Source organism: Kordia sp. E, from assembly GCF_056033805.1.
Genome location: NZ_JBRASR010000002.1, coordinates 748849 through 766327 on the forward strand (window position 1 = coordinate 748849; position 17479 = coordinate 766327).

A 17479-nucleotide genomic window follows, 5' to 3' on the forward strand; every position below is an offset into this window, starting at 1 on the left:
AAACAATTACTATACTTCGGAAAAAATCAAGTCAGATGAAAATCTATAATATTTTTAATAAAGTTCTTATTAATTGTATTTAAATAAAAATAACACTTTGTTTTCACTAGAAGTGATCTTGAATTATAACGCAGATTTAAATTGCGATAAGAAACGCACATCGTTTTCACTTAACAAACGAATGTCTGAAATTTGATGTAATAACATCGCAATTCGATCGATTCCGACACCAAATGCAAATCCTGAATATTCCGCTGGATCAATTCCACAGTTTGTCAAAACATTCGGATCAACCATTCCACAACCACCGATTTCTAACCAACCAGTTCCTTTGGTGATTTTATGATCAGTTTCTGTTTCCAATCCCCAATACACATCAATTTCTGCACTTGGTTCTGTAAACGGGAAATATGAAGGACGTAATCTAATTTTAGATTTTCCGAACATTTCTTTTGTAAAATATTGTAGTGTTTGCTTTAAGTCAGCAAAACTTACTTCTTTGTCAATATACAATCCTTCTATTTGATGAAAAAAGCAGTGAGAACGTGCTGAGATCGCCTCATTACGATATACTCTTCCCGGAGAGATTGTACGAATTGGCGGTTGATTGTTTTCCATGTATCGAACTTGTACAGAACTTGTATGTGTTCGTAATAAAATATCTGGATCTGTTTGAATGAAAAATGTATCCTGCATGTCTCGTGCTGGATGATATTCAGGAAGATTTAAGGCTGTAAAATTGTGCCAATCGTCTTCAATTTCTGGTCCTTCTGACACATTAAATCCAATACGCGCAAAGATATCCGTAATTTGATTCTTTACTAATGAAATCGGATGACGCGCACCAATTTCAATCGGTTCAGCCGGACGTGTTAAATCACCATACACACCTTTTTCTTCTGCATTGTTTTCTAATGCTTCTTTTAAGGCATTTACTTTATCTTGTGCAACCGTTTTTAATTTATTAATCGTTTGCCCAAATTCCTTCTTTTGTTCATTCGGAACATTCTTAAACTCAGCAAAAAAATCATTCAACAATCCTTTTTTACCTAAGTATTTAATTCTGAAGTTTTCAATATCTTCTTTGGCTTGCGTCGTATACTTTTCTATCTCCGCAATATGTTCCTTGATCTTATCTATCATGACGATATTCTTGATTTAGCTTGCAAATTTAAACAAAACTAGCACATACTAATAATCATTTAAAATAAACTAATGTAAGTTTTAAATATTTTTTTAATTATTTAGCAAAATGTAACATAAACTACTGGTGTTCAGTTTTTATTATTTTCGTTTTCTTTGCTTTCCCAAAGAAAAGAAACAAAATAAAGGGAATTTTTCCAGAGGTATTTTTAGTTTTTCTACCGAAAACTAAAACCGCAATCATTTTCCTAAATTTTTTCCAAGGTTTCAAAAATTCTTAACGGAAAACAATCGCTATACTGCGGAAAAAAAAGCTACTTATGAGAAATTTTGATGTTTATTGAATATATTCCTTTTCTAAAAAGTAGTTTACAATCGCTTCTTTCATTAAAACTGTTTGTTCACCAGCTTTTAATACAGGCAATTCTTCCTTGAACTTATAATGTGGCCAACCATCATCATCAAAATAATCAAATTCGTAGTATCCGTATGGTTCTAATAAACGACAAATAGCAATATGCATGAGGTTTACTTTTTCGTCTTTTTTAAACGTTTTATGTAGTTGACCAAGTTCTTGAACACCAATTAAATAGATAATTGCGTCCAAATCTAAAACATCACCTTCTGCAAATTGAAGCGTCAATTTTTCCACTACCGAGTTCCATCGTTCCTTTAATTGCTCATCTCTTGCCATAGTTTCCTTCTTTTTCAGCTGCAAAGGTAATTAACGTTAGTAGATATGTTTATATTTCTACTAAAACTTTTAAATGAGTTTGTTTTTGAGTGTTTAGCATTTCAACTTCTCTCCATGTTTCATAAACTTTACAATTCGTACAACAATAAAACACTATAAATAAAAGTTCTATATTTGTTAAAACTCGATATACATGAACTTTATTGACATCATTTTAGGCGGAATGATCGTAGCTGGCCTTGTACGTGGATTTATGAAAGGGCTTTTTGTAGAAGTAGCTTCGTTAGTTGCCTTGATTGCTGGAATTTACGGCGCAATTCACTTTTCGTATTATGCAGGTGACTTTTTAAGCGAGCGTTTTGATTGGGATGAAAAGTATATCAATTTGGCAGCATTTGCCATTACGTTTATCGTGATTTTAGTCCTCATTACCTTAGCAGGAAAGCTTTTGACAAAGATTGCCGATTTTGCTTCGTTAGGAATTTTAAATAAGCTTCTTGGTGGTGCTTTTGGTGGTTTAAAAATGGCCGTCATTGCAGGCGCTGTGTTAGTTTTCTTTGATAAGACAAATAATACAATGGAGTTTGTTTCCAAAGAAAAAATTGATGAATCTATTTTGTATGAACCTGTAAAAGAGATTGGCGGATTTGTATTTGCCTATGTTTTAAAAGAAACGGGAGAACAAGACGAAGATGAACAAGAAACAACACCTACTTCTGAAAATTAATTATTAGTATTATGTGTGAAAAATGTGCAAACCCGAAACTAGAACATCATGAACATGTAGATGTGAAACCTTTTCAAAAGAAATTGAACACTACTTCTTTGAAAGGAAAAATAAAGACTAAAAAGATTGCTTCGAATTAAATGCTTCCTACCACTACTACTTCATCTCCATGTCAACATTGTTCACCTTTTAAAAGACAAGGATTTTCTTCAGAACAAGAATTTATAACCTTTCAAGATACGCTTGACGAGGAATGCAGAAATGGCTCATTTATAAGAATTGTAGAAACCAATACTTCAAATGAAGTTGAATCCTTTTATCAATGTGCTTTTTGTAATGAAGATTGGGAATTATCAACTCCTGACTATTCTTGGCGCGGTTATTTTTTACCTAAAAAAAGGAATGTTTCAAAACATCAAAGTAACGAAAGTAATAGCCGTTTTAAAACGTTTCAAGGAAAAGGAAAAAATGGTTGCGGTTGTTGTTTAGGAATGATTTTTTTAATTGTTCTGTTGATTTTATATGCGCTTTATAACTTTTTTGATTTTTTACTTGATGCAGTATTTTAACAAAAAAAGTGCTAAGTAAAACACCTAGCACCTTTATATAATTATAAATTTTCACTGATTTTTATTCTACAACTTCCGTTTCAGAAGTCATTCCGGCCATACTTCCGCCTTTTATCAATTTTGTTTGACTGATAACTTGAATACGGTTTTCATTTTTGATTTCTTCAATACTACGCTTTTTCATAATTAAAAATTTTTAAAGTTTACACTAAATTCTTATTTCTTTAAATATAAGCATAATAAGCGTATTTTTTTAATGAATCGTATCTTCTACATTAGCTTTAATCCACTGTAAGCAGTCTTCAAAATTATCGAAGCAGTCTTCTAATGGAATTAAATCTGGGATAATATCAATACGCTCCATCATGTATTTTGGTTGTGTCGGAATGTTTACAAACAATACTTTTCGTTCGTCACTTTTCAAATCAACTAAAATATCTTCCAATGCATATAATCCAGATTGATCAATGTATTCCATTCTTCCCATACGAATGATTACTGTACGTGCAGTATCGGGTAATTGTTTGGCCAATGCTTGTATTTCACTTGTAGAACCAAAGAATAATGGTCCTTTAATATGTTTGATAAATACTTCTTCTTTTAAGTTTTCCGGGAAATCAATTTCATCATCCCATGCTTCTTCACGTAAGGTTTTAATATCTGAACCATTAGCGGTAATATCTCCAATCTTCTTCATAAACATCAACGAAGCAATTACCAATCCAATTCCAACTGCATAAATTAAATCCCAGAAAGTAGAAAGTCCAAGAACAATCAACATAATTAATACTTCTGAGCTTAATTTTAAATGGTATCGTCCTATTCCAAATTTGATATCTTTTGGTAAACTTGGAATCGCTTTTAGCCCTTTATAATCCATTACTCCAATACCAACTGTAATTAATATTCCTGCTAATACAGCAGCTGGAATTTGCGAAGCAACTGGTCCTAATGCTAAAAGAATAACCAATAATAAAATACCTGCAATCATTCCTGATAAACGTGTTTTTCCACCAGAATTGATATTTACAACCGTACGAATCGTTGCACCAGCACCTGGAATTCCTCCAAATATTGCGGCAATAGAATTTCCAATTCCTTGTCCAATCAATTCTTTATTCGGTTTATGTTTTGTTTTGGTCATGTTATCCGCCACAACACTCGTCAATAACGAGTCAATCGCTCCTAACAATGCCAACGTTAATGCCGTAAATATGTATGGCGTAATGCTTCCTATACTAAAACTTGTAAATATTTCCATTTTGGGCATCGGAAAATCTCCTGTAATCTGATCAATTGGTTTATAATCTAATCCAAATGCAAATGCAATTCCCGACATAACAATAAGTGCAACCAATGTACTTGGGACAACTTTTGTAATCCGCTTGAAACCATAAATAATAAAGATAGTTCCCAATGCTAAGATAACTTCTAGCAATAGCGACTTTTTCTTTTTCTCGGGAGATCCTTCAGGAACTTTCACAAAGCTATATTCAGAAGAATTTTTTACTTCGTCAAGTAATTTTTCAAAAGCTCTCGGTAATACTTTCAATGCACCAACAACACCTGAAGCATTATTATTAGCTAATGTTTTCGATTCTTTAAGAATATCTGCTTGTGTAATTTCTTTTCCACGACTGATGGTTTCTTCAAAGTTTTCTAATACTAAAATCCCTTCTTCTTGTTCTTCTTTAAGGATATTTTCTAAAATTACCTCTTCTGCTTGTGGTTTAAATTTATTCACATAATCCATATCCTCTTTCGGATAATAACCAATTGCTGGTAAAATTTGCGTGATTAAAATAATGACCCCAATGGCCGTCATAAACCCTGAAACTACCGGATACGGAATGTATTTTATATATTTTCCTAAACCTAAAGCTCCTAATCCAACTTGGAATAGTCCTGCCAATAAGAAAACCGTTAAAATTGCGGGTAATGCTTTGTTTACATCACCTTCATTTGCTGCGATGATTCCTGCAATTACCACCATACTTACAGCCGTCATTGGTGCAGTTGGTCCAGAAATTTGTGTGTTGGTTCCACCAAATAAAGCGGCAAAGAAGCCAATGAAGATAGCACCGTACAGTCCTGCACTTGGTCCTAATCCTGAGGAAACTCCAAAAGCTAATGCTAATGGTAACGCAACTATTCCGGCAGTAATTCCACCAAAAGCATCACCTTTGATATTGGAAAATAAATTTTTCATTCGTTTGGTTGTATTTTGTTGAACAGTATACAGATGTATACCTTAAATGTATTTAAATTTTATTTGCTTGTGAGAATTAACAAGCTATTTTAGGAGGTGGCGTATCATATTCCAAATAAGAAGATATGGAGTATTGACGTACATTTTTATAGCATCTATACCTTTTATCCGTATTTATAAATACCTCTGCCGCTTGCATTTTCAGCACTTTAAGCTGATTTTCAAAATCAATTTCTTCTTCCGTACATTCTTCTGCATCAAATTCTATTTGTTCTGCAAATACGATATTGTTTGTATCTATAGTCGTTTGAATTTTATTATATACAGAAAAAGACATACATGCTAATAAACCCACAAGAAGTGAATATTTAAGAATTGTATGTGTTTTTATTTTATTCAAACCTATTAGTTATAATTCATTTACATCTTCGGCAACAATCCAACCGATTTTACCATCAATAAGGCGTATTTTTTTCCAATCAGCTACTGTTTCAAGCACTTGTACTTTTGTTCCTTCATGCAATGTAAAAACAGCATCGCTACGTAAATTTGGTTCTGCTTTTACTGTCGTTTCTGTTACAAATACTATTGCAGGACGATCTTGTTGTGCTTTTTCATATTGTTGATATGCAATCGCTACTGTTGACAAGATAAAAACTAATGCAATAAAACTGATTAAAAAATAGATTCTTTTTTTCAAACTTTTATATGCAAATTGATATAACAAGAATGATATAACACAAATAAACCCAAGTATTACCGAAATCCAAGCCCATTGATTGTACGAGAATTTTCCTGTAATGTTTCCGATAAATTTTGACAATTGCGTCTTTGGTAATGGTTCAATAGCGTCAATCGTCATATTTCTGGCAAACGCCAAATTATTTAAAATATCGTCATCATTTGGCGAAAGCTGTAACGCTTTTTCAAAGTAGTAAACACTAGGACCTATACTATTTGTTTTATAGTATGAGTTTGCCAAGTTGTAATACACCGAAACCGAATATTCACCTGAATCTATGATTGATTTGTACTGTGTAATAGCTTCTTGATAGTTTCCTTCGTTGTATGCTTTGTTTGCAGAATCAAAAAGTGCCGTATTTTCTTGTCCAAATGCTAGTGTTAAACTAGAAATGAACACGAGAAGTATGTATGTGAGCTTGGTTTTCATTTCTTTCTAGTTACCTTATTTGTTTGTCAATTTGCGAAATTGTTTGCACAGATTTTTCGTAATCTTTATTGATCGTTACGTCTGAAGCTGGTGTATAACGTGCAAATTCACAACTTTCTAATAGCGTTATAAAATCACTTACCGTTTCTTCTTTTACGCTTCGTTTTGTCAATAATTGATTAATTTTTTCTTTGCTAAATTCAGACGTTTCTATGCTAAGTTTTGCACGTAAATAATTATGCAATGCACGTTCAAGCGCTTCATAAAATGCTTCTTTTTGTCCAAGTTGTTTTTTTGCTTCTGACAAGTATCTTTTCGCTAAGCGATTTGCCGTTCGTGTTTTACTTCCTTGAATATCATTATCAAATGCTCTCTTTTTTCTTCGTACAATAAGAATGATAGGAATGAATAAGAAAGGTCCAAACAACAATCCATAGAATAACTTCGATTTAAAGAAATCTGCAGGTTTTCCAGAAACTAAATTCGCGTCTTTTTTTAAGAATCTAAACTGTGCACCATTTGTGGTAATTAGCTGTTTTTGCGTTGCGTTTTGTGTCGTGTTATTTTCAGCTGTAGCTGTATTTACAGGACCTTCAATAACATCAATGACAATTTCGCCAGAATTTAATGTTTTGTATTTTTTTGCTTTTGGATCAAAGTAGGAGAATGATATACTCGGAATTGGATATTTTCCTTTGTATTGTGGCACAACTGTGTAACTATCCGAAATTCTCCCTTGCATTCCACTAATTCTTGTGGAAACTTTTTCTGTAAATTCAGGATCGTATACTTCTAACGAACTTGGTAAGTTTAGTTTTGGTAATTCAAATAGTTTTAAATTTCCTTTTCCTGAAACTTCAACAACTGCTTGAAGTGATTCTGTTGCGTTTAAGGAGCTTTTACTCGTCGTTACATCAAATTCAAAGTTACCAACTGCGCCACCAAAATCTGCTGGCTTCCCGGCTTCTGGCAATGCTTTTACATTTATAGTTCGGCGTGAAGATGAAATTGTTTTATGAACTGTTTCATATTGTCTTCCAAATACACTTCTTCGGCGTGTTCGCACAGAAACTTGTACATCAATAGAAAAAGGCTCTATAATCTGTTTTCCTGTTTTTTGCGGGTATAATACAAAGCGTTTGAGTATTACATAAGAATAAGGTTCACCTTTGTACGTTCCGCTTTCTGCTTTGATTCGTGTTTCAATATTTTGACTCCAAAAGTTATTGAATGTTGGTTTTCCAAGTTCTCTATAATCACTTACATTGATGCCTGGTTTTACATATAATTTATAGGAAACCGTTACAGGTTCGTTTAAATATGGATTCCCATTAGAGATTTCCGTAACTAAATGCAATCCTTCTGAAATTACATAATCAGAGTTGTTTCCATCTTTTGGTTTTGCAACCGCTTTGGTAACTTGAACCGTTACAGGTTGTGTTTTGTAGGTTTGTCCGTCAATTTCAACCTTAGCTTGTTTAATGGTAAATCTCCCTTCCGCAGTTGGCTGCAAAAAGTAGGTATATGTTTTTGAAAACGATCGCTCTCCATTGTTCCATACATGATTCATAGACTGTATGGGACCAGCAGTAATACGAAATCCATTGAATTTTGGTGCCGTAAAATTGTCACCATCTCTGTCCATTTCAAAGTCTACACGTAAACGCTCGTTAACGCCTAATTTCTTTTTGCTCACTTTGGTTTCAAATGTAACCTGAGCCGATAAGAAACTTGCGAATAGCAAGAATGTAAATGTTAATATGTGGGCTTTTATTTTCATGAATAGGAACGAATTTTTCTTCGTTTTTTATATTATTTAAATGATTACCAATCTTTTTCAGCTTTCACTTTTATGGCTTTTCCTTTTTTCTCATTGAGTTTGTCCTGCGTTTTCTTTTCCGCATTATTCATTGCTTGCAGTAAACTCTTTATTTGTTGTGGCGACAATTGATTTGGCTTTGGCTGCTGTTGCTGTTTTTTATCATCTTTCTGATCAGCTTTGTTATCGCCTTCTTTTGGGTCCTTTTTTTCTTTTTCCTTTTCTTTATCGCCTTCGCCGTCTTTGTTTTTGTCGTCTTTTCCGCCTTTATCTTTCTCTTTGTCTCCTTCGTCTTTATTTTTGTCTTTGTTATCTTTTTTATCGTCCTGATCTTTCTTGTTCTCGTCTTCTTTTTTCTGATCCTTTTTGTCCTTGTCCTCTTTGTCTTTATCGTCCTTTGGCGGATTTTTCTCTAACATATCTTTGGCTAATGCCAGATTGTACCGAGTTTCATCGTCTGTAGGATTGTTTCGAAGTGCACTTTTATAAGCCGCAACCGCTTTTTCGTATTCTTTATTTTTCATGAAAATATTTCCCATGTTGTGATACGCGCTATGCTTTTCAGCTTTTGTCAAGGCAACTTCAGAAGCTTGCTTATACCGATTGAATGCTTCCGTATAGCTTTCATTTGTATAATATGCATTTCCTAAGTTGTACTTAGCTGTTGCGTTTTCAGCATCTTTAGAAATTGCTTTTCTATATTCCGCTTCAGCATCAGAAAAACTATTTTCTTTTAATGCTTGATTCGCTTTGTATGTAAATCGATTCGATTCTTGCTTTATTTCCTCAGCTTCTTTGTTTTGTGCAAACGCAATCGAAACTGTAAATAGTAAAATAAATATGTTTTTTATTTTGCTCATGATTCTTTCTCATTAAATAAATTCAACTTTTGTAACCACGCTGTTTTTCTTTCTAATAGAAATACATCTAACAGTAATAAAAAGATTCCCAATCCAAGAAACCATTGAAATTGGTCTTGATATTCAGAAAACTTTTTTGCCTCAAATTCAGTTTTGTCCATTGCATTCAATCTGCTTGTAATGAACTCAACTGTTGCTTCCGTATTAGCTCCGTCGATATATTCGCCGTTTCCTTCCAAAGCAATTTCTTTTAATGTTTTTTCGTTCAGTTTGGTAATCACAACTTCGCCTTGTAAATCGCGTTTGTACGATTCTGTGATGCCTCTTCGTTTTATTGGAATTGTTCCTCCTCTTGTTGTTCCAACACCAATTGTATAGGTTTTGATACCTTCTTTTGTGGCTTCTTCTGCAATTTTTCCTGCGCCGCCAGTATGATCTTCTCCATCTGAAATAATGACCAATACACGATTGGTTTGTTCTACATCATCATAATATGTTTTTGCCAAACGAATGGCATCATCAATTGCTGTTCCTTGCGATGACAACATATCAGTATTTAGATTTGACAAGAACATTTTTGCCGCTGAAAAATCAGTCGTTATTGGTAGCTGTGGCACAGCTCTTCCTGCATATGCAATAATTCCGATACGATCACTTCCGAGTTTGTTGATGATTTCAGAAACGATACGCTTTGACTTGTCTAATCGACTTGGCGAAATGTCTTCAGCTAACATACTTTTTGACACATCTACTGCAAATACAATATCAACTCCTTCACGTTTTACTGTTTCGAGCTTTGTTCCAATTTTCGGATTGACCAATGCAACCGTTAATGAAGCAATTGCCAAACACCAAATTGCCAGTTTTAAAATTGGCTTAAAAATAGACTTTTCTGGACTTAATCTGTCTAACAATTGTTTATCAGCAAATTTACGCTGTGCACTTCGTTTCCAAAGTTGCAAGAGTATAAATACCAATACCGCAATTGGTATGATGATAAGTAAATACAGATATTTTTTTTCTTCTAGCATGTTATTTTTCCATCAATTGATTCGCAAAGTTTGTAATGCTTTGCTGCACTTCTTGCGTTATTTTTTCACTTTCAATCCACGTATGAATGTGTCCTTTATATTCCATTCCAAGATATGTTGCACTTTCTACAAAAGGCATTTCAAAACCTTGTTTTATTTCACTGTCCGATCCGCAACTTATAACGCCCATTCTTTTTTGTCGTAAACGTCTTCCGATTTCTTTTTCTTCAAATAAGAAATCTGATATTCTATCAAAAAATACTTTCATAATCCCACTCATGGTATACCAATATATTGGCGTTGCAAACACAAATGTTTCATAGGTTGCTGTCAACTTTTTGAACAATGCATTGAAATCATCTTCATTTTTCAGATCGTACTCAAAATGATTGATCTTGTATTTTTTTAAATCAATTATATCAAAACCTGTTTTTTGTTGAAGTTCAGAACTTACAGTATATGTATTTCCGTTACTTCTGGCACTTCCTATGATAATGACTCCTTTTGTTTTCATGATTTAGATAAAACTTCTGAATAGTGTTTTTCTTAAAATAATTTCTAACAATAATAAGAGTCCTGCAAACAGTACAAAAATTCTGAATTTTTCGTCATAGTTTGTGTATCTAAATTCTTCTATTTCTGTTTTTTCAAGCTTATTAATTTCGTCATAAATCGCTGCCAATTTTTTACTATTGGTTGCTCTAAAGTATTTTCCACCTGTAGTGGAAGCAATTTCCTTTAATAGCTTTTCATCAATGGTTACTTGCATGTTTCTATACATTAGGCTTCCATCTGGATTAATTCTTATAGGCGTTGATGCCATTCCGTTCGTTCCAATTCCAATAGTATATACTTTTATGCCATATTCTACAGCTAATTCGGAAGCAATTTGCGGTTCTATAAATCCAGCATTGTTCACTCCATCTGTTAATAGAATGATGACTTTACTTTTAGTTTCACTATCTTTTAATCGATTTACTGCTGTAGCCAATCCCATACCTATGGCAGTTCCACCAACCAATTCACCATGCTTATATTTAATTCCTTTGAGCGCGGTTTGAATGATGTTTTTATCTGTTGTAATTGGTGTTTTGGTAAAACTTTCTCCTGCATATATAACCAATCCAATACGATCACTTGGTCGCCCATCAATAAATTCCGCAGCTACTTTTTTTAATGCTGTCAATCGATTTGGCTTTAAATCTTTTGATAACATACTTGCCGAAACATCAATTGCCATGACAATATCAATTCCGTTATTTGTTTTCACACGTGTGGACACTTCCTTTATTTGTGGACGCGCAATTGCAACAATTAATGCAATTACTGCCAATAAACGCAATGCAAATAGTACTGGTTTTAATTTTGGCAAGATACTAGGTGTTGCTTTGAAACCTTGCAAACTTGACATTTTCACAGATGCTAATTGCTTTGGTCGTTTCCAAATGTACCAAGCGATTGCTATAGGCAATGCCAATAACAACCAAAAGAATTGTGGATGTGCAAAACTATAATTTTCTAACATCATTTTTGTTCTTCTATTTGTGTTATTGAGCCTAATATTCTATTCGATATCTTTTTCCCTTCATCATCATCAACTGCATACATCAAACGCAGAATTTGCACGCCAATTCCTTCTTCAAAAATGTATACTTCGTATGCCCTTTTTTGTGAAGTTCCTAATGGATTTTCTACATCATTAAAGTTAGCACTTCCATACATTTTAACACCTTTTACACCACGTGGCGATTCGTATTCGTCATATTTTACCACAATTTCTGTGGTTCCTGCTTGTTCGTATTGTTTTAGAATTTGCTCCGTAATTTGATCCGCTGTAATTTCTATTTTTTCTGTAAATGTCAATGTTTCTAAGTTGATTGCATATGGTGCCAAATAACTTTGATACTGAAACATTTCTGAGTTTACAGGTGATTGAATAGTATCTGATTTTTTAATAGCGCCTGCACGTTTTAATACTTGTGGTGTAGCAATTGTAAAACCTGATGCGCCATATTCACTTGTAATCCATTCGCCATCTATTAAATCATCTATTGAATGACCGATGTATGTATTTTCTTTTACATAGGATAATGTTGCATACCCAATTAATCCACCAAAAGTGATAATCATAGCGACAATTCCGATAACTGCATTTCTAAAACGTCGTTTTTTACGTTGTTCTTCTAGCAATCTACGCTTGTATTCTTCGTCTTTTTTGAGTTCTTCTTCTGATATTTCAGGAACAGCTTCTTTGGTTTCTACAACAATATGTTCCACCAAATTACGATCTGCTTGAATGATAGAATCGTCTGGTTTTGATTTCGCAAATTTTACCAAATCGGCAGTTTGCAATACATTTTTCAGATTTTTAATCGTTTCCTCTTTTAAATCTAAATATCCAGCTTGCTTTTGTGCTTCTATTTTTCGGATGAGTTCTGCAGTTGTACTTTCTAATGCATCAATCCGAACTTCTTCTTCTATATATTGACGTACAATATTTGTCAATTCAGAATAGTAATCTTTGTATTCTGATTTTAATAGTAATGTAGAGTTATCCAATTCATTCAATTGTAATAATGCTCTATCATATGGTGGAATTTCTTTTTTCTTCTTTTTCTTCTTTTTCGCTTTTAGCTGAAATACAAAGTAGTAAAAGTACAGTCCGAATATTGCCAAAAGCACTAGAATTCCTAAAAACCACTTCCACCAATTGCTACTTCCTTTTTCTACAGAAACTATTGATTTTATTTCATACATTTTCTGCTTAAGCGTATCTACTGCAACATCTGCCACAGCAATTCGAATAGAATCTGTAAAGAATGGTTTTTCGTTGATAAGAATTTTTTGCTTTGGAATGAAATATTTACCAGAGTCGAACTGTGTAAGTCCGTATTTTCTTGTCAGATTGTATTTAGCGTCTTTTTTTAGCGTATCAACTTCATAAGCTTCCAATAATTCTAACGGAAGAAATAGATTTGCTTCTTGTGGAAATACCACACTTGCCGTAGAATCTGCTTCTACCAAAATAGAGAGCTTTATTTCTTCTCCAATTTTGATTTGTGTAGAATCTACAACTGCTACGACTTTTTGTGCCTGAGCAGCGAGCGAAAAAAGAATTGCGCACATAAAGAAGTATGTTTTCAATTTTTCAACCGAAAACAATACACTCGTACGTCTTTGTAATTTAGTATTCTTCATTCGTTATTTTTTATCCTCTTCGTTTAAAATATCCTAATAGTTTTTTCACGTAACTTTCATCAACACGTGTATTGATAACACCTGCACCACTTTTTGAAAATAATTCTTTGAAGTTGTTTACTTTTTCTTGATAGAACTTAGCATAGTTTCTACGAACCGTTTTTGATCCCGTATTGACCAACATGTTTTCGCCTGTTTCACTATCTTGCATTTGCACAATTCCTAAGTTTGGAATTTCTTCTTCACGTTTGTCAAAAATTCTAATTCCTGTAAGATCATGTTTCTTTGCCGAAATTTTCAACGTTTGTTCATAATCGTCAGCAATGAAATCTGACAACATAAAAACAATTGCTTTTTTCTTCATGACACTCGATAAGAATCGTAATGCTTGAGAAATATCCGTTTTTGTACTTTTTGGTGTAAACTCTAACAATTCACGAATAATGCGCAATACATGCGATTTTCCTTTTTTAGGTGGAATAAACAATTCAATTCCGTCTGAAAATAAAATCAAACCTACTTTATCATTGTTTTGCATTGCAGAAAAAGCCAAGGTTGCCGAAATTTCCGTAATAGTTGCATTTTTAAATTGTGTATTTGTTCCAAATAACTCCGAACCTGAAACATCAACCATAAGCATCATTGTCAATTCGCGCTCTTCTTCAAAAACTTTAATGTATGGTTCGTTGTAACGCGCGGTTACATTCCAATCAATATTTCGAACATCATCACCAAATTGATACTGACGCACTTCACTAAACGTCATACCTCTTCCTTTGAACGTAGAATGATATTCTCCTCCAAAGATATGATCGCTCAAACGGCGCGTTTTAATTTCTATTTTTCGTACTTTTTTAAGTAACTCTTTTGTATCCATTGTTTCTGTATGCAGTGTTCAGTTTTCAGTGAACAGTTTTCAGTCAGTTTGTCAAATTACCAGATTGTATTCGAGAAACGTCTCAATACTCACTACTAATAACTCATGACTCATTTACGGTACTTCAATTTCGTTTACAATATCATTGATAATTCCTTCAGAAGTAATGTTTTCTGCTTCCGCTTCGTACGTAATTCCAATTCTGTGACGCAATACATCATGAACTACAGCACGTACATCTTCAGGAATTACATAACCTCTTCGTTTAATGAATGCATAACATTTTGCAGCGTTTGCCAAGTTGATACTTCCACGAGGAGAAGCACCAAAACTAATTAAAGGTTTTAAATTTCCTAGTTTGTATTTCTCTGGATAACGTGTTGCAAAAATGATATCTAAAATATATTTTTCAATCTTTTCATCCATGTATACTTCACGTACAGCTGCTTGTGCTTTTAGAATTTGTTCTACTGAAACAACCGGATTTACTTTTTCAAAGCTTCCTTTTAGGTTTGCACGCATAATCAATTGTTCTTCATCCATTTTTGGATAATCGATTACCGTTTTTAACATAAAACGATCCACTTGCGCTTCAGGTAACGGATACGTTCCTTCTTGCTCAACAGGGTTTTGTGTTGCCATTACTAAGAAAGGTTTATCCAAAATAAACGTTTCATCACCAATAGTAACTTGCTTTTCCTGCATGGCTTCTAACAATGCCGATTGTACTTTAGCTGGCGCACGATTAATCTCATCTGCAAGTACAAAATTTGCAAAAATTGGTCCTTTCTTAATAGAGAAATCGTTGTCTTTCATATTATAGATCAACGTTCCTACTACATCTGCAGGAAGCAAATCGGGCGTAAACTGTATTCTACTAAAACTTCCTTGAACAGCTTTACTTAGTGTATTGATGGCTAATGTTTTTGCCAAACCAGGAACACCTTCAAGTAGTATATGTCCTTGTCCTAATAAGCCTATTAACAAGCGCTCTACCATGTGTCTTTGTCCTACAATTACTTTGTTCATTTCTAACATAAGTAAATCGACAAATGCACTTTCTCTTTCTATCTTTTCGTTAATAGCTCTAATATCAATTGTTTCTTCCATTTGGGTACTTTTTTGTGGCGTGAATTTACTAATCACATTTTAACGATGCAAATTGTTAAAATAATTCCTTTATTGCTGTTAATAATTGGTTAAAATATTTAGGATAATTTATATATTGAAGCCTTTAAAACTCAAAACTTAAAATGAAATCCATAGATCTCATTTTTTTGTTGATAACTCAAAAGTGTTCGATTCGCAATTTAAGGAATTGCAGCGCCTCTTTTTAAACTTTTTTTATGGAATTATCAGGATTAGATTATAGCCTCATTATTGGATTCTTTGCTATTGTTTTAGGAATTGGAATTTATGTGTCTAAAACTTCTGGGAAAAATACATCTGAATATTTTTTATCAGGTAGAAATATGCCTTGGTGGATTTTAGGAGTTTCTATGGTTGCAACTACTTTTTCAACAGATACACCAAACTTTGTAACAGATATTGTTCGTAAAGACGGAGTTTCGTCCAATTGGATGTGGTGGGCTTTTTTAATTACAGGTTTATTAACTGTTTTTGTCTATGCAAAACTATGGCGAAAATCGAATGTAGCTACTGATATTGAGTTTTATGAATTGCGCTATGGCGGAAAACCTGCAAAGTTTTTAAGAGGATTTAGAGCAGTATATTTAGGTGTCATTTTTAATGTATTTGCTATGGCTGGAGTTACGCTTGCTGCAATAAAAATTGGTGGAGTTATGCTTGGACTATCACCAATAGAAACAATTGTATATGCAGGAACAATTACCGTGGTTTTTAGCGCTATTGGCGGATTTAAAGGTGTTGTATATACTGATTTTTTACTATTTTTTGTTGCAATGGCTGGTGCTATTGGAGCTGCATATTACTGTGTAACACTTCCAGAAGTTGGCGGAATTGAAAACCTAATCACACATGAAAATGTAGCGGATAAGATTAATATTTTTCCAGATTTTAATAATAAAGAAATTCTAATCACTTTAATTGTAATTCCACTGGCTGTACAATGGTGGAGCTCTTGGTTTCCAGGTGCAGAACCTGGCGGTGGCGGTTATATTGCACAACGAATGTTAGCGGCAAAAGATGAAAATCATGCCATTGGCGCAACGTTTTTCTTTAACATTATGCATTATGCATTGCGTCCTTGGCCGTGGATTTTAGTTGCCTTAGCTTCCTTGGTGGTTTTCCCAGATGTTGCAAGCATTCAACAAGCATTTCCAAACATTCCTGCTGATAAATTAGGACACGATTTAGCCTATTCGGCAATGTTGACAAAGTTACCAAGTGGATTATTAGGTTTAGTACTAGCTTCATTAGTTGCAGCATATATGTCTACAATTTCTACACACTTAAATTGGGGATCATCCTATGTAGTAAACGATTTCTACAAACAAACAATAAACAAAAATGCTTCTGAAAAAGAACTCGTAAATGTTGGGCGAATTTCAACAGTTGTTTTGATGGTTTTTAGTGCTATTTTCGCATTATTCTTACAAAATGCAAGTCAACTTTTTGACATTATTATCATGTTTGGTGCAGGAACTGGATTGATTTTTATCTTACGATGGTTTTGGTGGCGAATTAATGCATGGAGTGAAATTTCGGCAATGATTGCTTCTGGTATCATTTCTTTTCTGTTTAAATTAACTGTCGTTGGAGAAATTCTATTTACACATAAAGATATTAGTGGAAATATAGTTATAGGTGAAATGCCTGCGTATATGCAATTTCCAATGGTTGTATTAATTACCTCTATTATTTGGGTAACCGTAACTTTCTTAACACAACCTGAAACCAAAGAAACCTTGTTCAATTTTTACAAAAAAACACAACCTGGTGGACCTGGATGGAAAAAAACAATTACTGATGCAGAAGAAGCAAATGTAGAAATTGTAACTGATAGACAACCTTGGAATGTTCCTTTTGGAATTTTAGCCATGCTTGTTGCCATGATTTTTATTTATAGCATCATGTTTGCAACAGGTTATTGGATTTACGGTGATTATAATTATGCAATTACATTAACAATTGTGGTGATTACTTCTGGGTTTATTCTCACAAGGCTTTGGAAAAAGATCAGAGCAACGGTTTTTTAAAT

General features: G+C 33.5%; 17 protein-coding genes. 3 read left to right on the forward strand and 14 right to left on the reverse strand.

Annotation, left to right across the window (positions count from 1 at the left end):
* Positions 1-123: 123 nt before the first annotated feature.
* Together pheS and ACUUYC_RS06340 are read right to left on the reverse strand one after the other, a co-directional pair.
* Positions 124-1143 carry a phenylalanine--tRNA ligase subunit alpha gene (gene pheS, locus ACUUYC_RS06335; protein WP_474264721.1) on the reverse strand — a complete coding sequence of 340 codons (1020 nt, stop codon included), beginning with the start codon at positions 1141-1143 and terminating at the stop codon, positions 124-126.
* Between the two features lie 337 nt (positions 1144-1480).
* A complete protein-coding gene (locus ACUUYC_RS06340; RefSeq protein ID WP_474264723.1) occupies positions 1481-1837 on the reverse strand; it encodes a hypothetical protein in 357 nt (118 codons plus the stop codon).
* 193 nt (positions 1838-2030) lie between these two features.
* Here ACUUYC_RS06340 and ACUUYC_RS06345 point away from each other — a divergent pair, with 193 nt between their 5' ends.
* Positions 2031-2564, forward strand: a complete 534-nt coding sequence (locus ACUUYC_RS06345; protein ID WP_474264726.1) for a CvpA family protein — start codon at positions 2031-2033, stop codon at positions 2562-2564.
* Between the two features lie 140 nt (positions 2565-2704).
* Entirely contained in the window at positions 2705-3133 is a 429-nt protein-coding gene (locus tag ACUUYC_RS06350) for a hypothetical protein (RefSeq protein ID WP_474264727.1), read from the forward strand.
* 61 nt (positions 3134-3194) lie between these two features.
* Here the strand turns inward: ACUUYC_RS06350 and ACUUYC_RS06355 are convergent, their stop codons facing one another.
* The 12 genes from ACUUYC_RS06355 to ACUUYC_RS06410 all read right to left on the reverse strand — a co-directional run bounded on the left by ACUUYC_RS06355 (position 3195) and on the right by ACUUYC_RS06410 (position 15408).
* On the reverse strand, positions 3195-3317 hold the full coding sequence (locus tag ACUUYC_RS06355; RefSeq protein WP_474264728.1) for a hypothetical protein: 123 nt from the start codon (positions 3315-3317) through the stop codon (positions 3195-3197).
* A 69-nt stretch (positions 3318-3386) separates the two neighbouring features.
* The gene (locus ACUUYC_RS06360; protein WP_474264729.1) at positions 3387-5342 is read right to left on the reverse strand and encodes a SulP family inorganic anion transporter; all 1956 of its coding nucleotides are present in this window, start codon (positions 5340-5342) and stop codon (positions 3387-3389) included.
* 76 nt (positions 5343-5418) lie between these two features.
* Positions 5419-5742 (reverse strand): hypothetical protein, encoded by a 324-nt coding sequence (locus ACUUYC_RS06365; protein WP_474264730.1) that lies wholly within the window; start codon positions 5740-5742, stop codon positions 5419-5421.
* 9 nt (positions 5743-5751) lie between these two features.
* Positions 5752-6513: a tetratricopeptide repeat protein gene (locus ACUUYC_RS06370; RefSeq protein ID WP_474264731.1), complete on the reverse strand. Its 762-nt coding sequence runs from the start codon at positions 6511-6513 to the stop codon at positions 5752-5754.
* A 10-nt stretch (positions 6514-6523) separates the two neighbouring features.
* Positions 6524-8293 (reverse strand): BatD family protein, encoded by a 1770-nt coding sequence (locus ACUUYC_RS06375; protein WP_474264732.1) that lies wholly within the window; start codon positions 8291-8293, stop codon positions 6524-6526.
* 44 nt (positions 8294-8337) lie between these two features.
* Positions 8338-9192: a tetratricopeptide repeat protein gene (locus tag ACUUYC_RS06380; protein ID WP_474264734.1), complete on the reverse strand. Its 855-nt coding sequence runs from the start codon at positions 9190-9192 to the stop codon at positions 8338-8340.
* Complete coding sequence (locus ACUUYC_RS06385) at positions 9189-10223, reverse strand: vWA domain-containing protein (protein ID WP_474264735.1); 1035 nt, start codon at positions 10221-10223, stop codon at positions 9189-9191. Before ACUUYC_RS06385 ends, ACUUYC_RS06380 begins: the two co-directional genes overlap by 4 nt.
* 1 nt (position 10224) lies before the next feature.
* Positions 10225-10737, reverse strand: a complete 513-nt coding sequence (locus tag ACUUYC_RS06390) for a flavodoxin family protein (protein WP_474264736.1) — start codon at positions 10735-10737, stop codon at positions 10225-10227.
* A gap of 3 nt (positions 10738-10740) precedes the next feature.
* On the reverse strand, positions 10741-11748 hold the full coding sequence (locus tag ACUUYC_RS06395) for a vWA domain-containing protein (RefSeq protein ID WP_474266357.1): 1008 nt from the start codon (positions 11746-11748) through the stop codon (positions 10741-10743).
* Positions 11748-13421, reverse strand: coding sequence for a BTB/POZ domain-containing protein (locus ACUUYC_RS06400; RefSeq protein ID WP_474264738.1), 1674 nt, complete (start codon positions 13419-13421; stop codon positions 11748-11750). Before ACUUYC_RS06400 ends, ACUUYC_RS06395 begins: the two co-directional genes overlap by 1 nt.
* Positions 13422-13431: 10 nt before the next feature.
* Positions 13432-14298 carry a DUF58 domain-containing protein gene (locus ACUUYC_RS06405; protein ID WP_474264739.1) on the reverse strand — a complete coding sequence of 289 codons (867 nt, stop codon included), beginning with the start codon at positions 14296-14298 and terminating at the stop codon, positions 13432-13434.
* 114 nt (positions 14299-14412) lie between these two features.
* Positions 14413-15408: an AAA family ATPase gene (locus ACUUYC_RS06410; protein WP_474264740.1), complete on the reverse strand. Its 996-nt coding sequence runs from the start codon at positions 15406-15408 to the stop codon at positions 14413-14415.
* 236 nt (positions 15409-15644) lie between these two features.
* Here ACUUYC_RS06410 and ACUUYC_RS06415 point away from each other — a divergent pair, with 236 nt between their 5' ends.
* Positions 15645-17477: a sodium:solute symporter family protein gene (locus ACUUYC_RS06415; protein WP_474264741.1), complete on the forward strand. Its 1833-nt coding sequence runs from the start codon at positions 15645-15647 to the stop codon at positions 17475-17477.
* Positions 17478-17479: the final 2 nt, after the last annotated feature.

What these genes read in the sequence shown, in the direction of transcription:
- pheS (WP_474264721.1), bottom strand. Translation starts at nt 1,143, where the DNA reads ATGATAGATAAGATCAAGGAACATATTGCGGAGATAGAAAAGTATACG.
- ACUUYC_RS06340 (WP_474264723.1), bottom strand. Translation starts at nt 1,837, where the DNA reads ATGGCAAGAGATGAGCAATTAAAGGAACGATGGAACTCGGTAGTGGAA.
- ACUUYC_RS06345 (WP_474264726.1), top strand. Translation starts at nt 2,031, where the DNA reads ATGAACTTTATTGACATCATTTTAGGCGGAATGATCGTAGCTGGCCTT.
- ACUUYC_RS06350 (WP_474264727.1), top strand. Translation starts at nt 2,705, where the DNA reads ATGCTTCCTACCACTACTACTTCATCTCCATGTCAACATTGTTCACCT.
- ACUUYC_RS06355 (WP_474264728.1), bottom strand. Translation starts at nt 3,317, where the DNA reads ATGAAAAAGCGTAGTATTGAAGAAATCAAAAATGAAAACCGTATTCAA.
- ACUUYC_RS06360 (WP_474264729.1), bottom strand. Translation starts at nt 5,342, where the DNA reads ATGAAAAATTTATTTTCCAATATCAAAGGTGATGCTTTTGGTGGAATT.
- ACUUYC_RS06370 (WP_474264731.1), bottom strand. Translation starts at nt 6,513, where the DNA reads ATGAAAACCAAGCTCACATACATACTTCTCGTGTTCATTTCTAGTTTA.
- ACUUYC_RS06375 (WP_474264732.1), bottom strand. Translation starts at nt 8,293, where the DNA reads ATGAAAATAAAAGCCCACATATTAACATTTACATTCTTGCTATTCGCA.
- ACUUYC_RS06380 (WP_474264734.1), bottom strand. Translation starts at nt 9,192, where the DNA reads ATGAGCAAAATAAAAAACATATTTATTTTACTATTTACAGTTTCGATT.
- ACUUYC_RS06385 (WP_474264735.1), bottom strand. Translation starts at nt 10,223, where the DNA reads ATGCTAGAAGAAAAAAAATATCTGTATTTACTTATCATCATACCAATT.
- ACUUYC_RS06390 (WP_474264736.1), bottom strand. Translation starts at nt 10,737, where the DNA reads ATGAAAACAAAAGGAGTCATTATCATAGGAAGTGCCAGAAGTAACGGA.
- ACUUYC_RS06395 (WP_474266357.1), bottom strand. Translation starts at nt 11,748, where the DNA reads ATGTTAGAAAATTATAGTTTTGCACATCCACAATTCTTTTGGTTGTTA.
- ACUUYC_RS06400 (WP_474264738.1), bottom strand. Translation starts at nt 13,421, where the DNA reads ATGAAGAATACTAAATTACAAAGACGTACGAGTGTATTGTTTTCGGTT.
- ACUUYC_RS06405 (WP_474264739.1), bottom strand. Translation starts at nt 14,298, where the DNA reads ATGGATACAAAAGAGTTACTTAAAAAAGTACGAAAAATAGAAATTAAA.
- ACUUYC_RS06410 (WP_474264740.1), bottom strand. Translation starts at nt 15,408, where the DNA reads ATGGAAGAAACAATTGATATTAGAGCTATTAACGAAAAGATAGAAAGA.
- ACUUYC_RS06415 (WP_474264741.1), top strand. Translation starts at nt 15,645, where the DNA reads ATGGAATTATCAGGATTAGATTATAGCCTCATTATTGGATTCTTTGCT.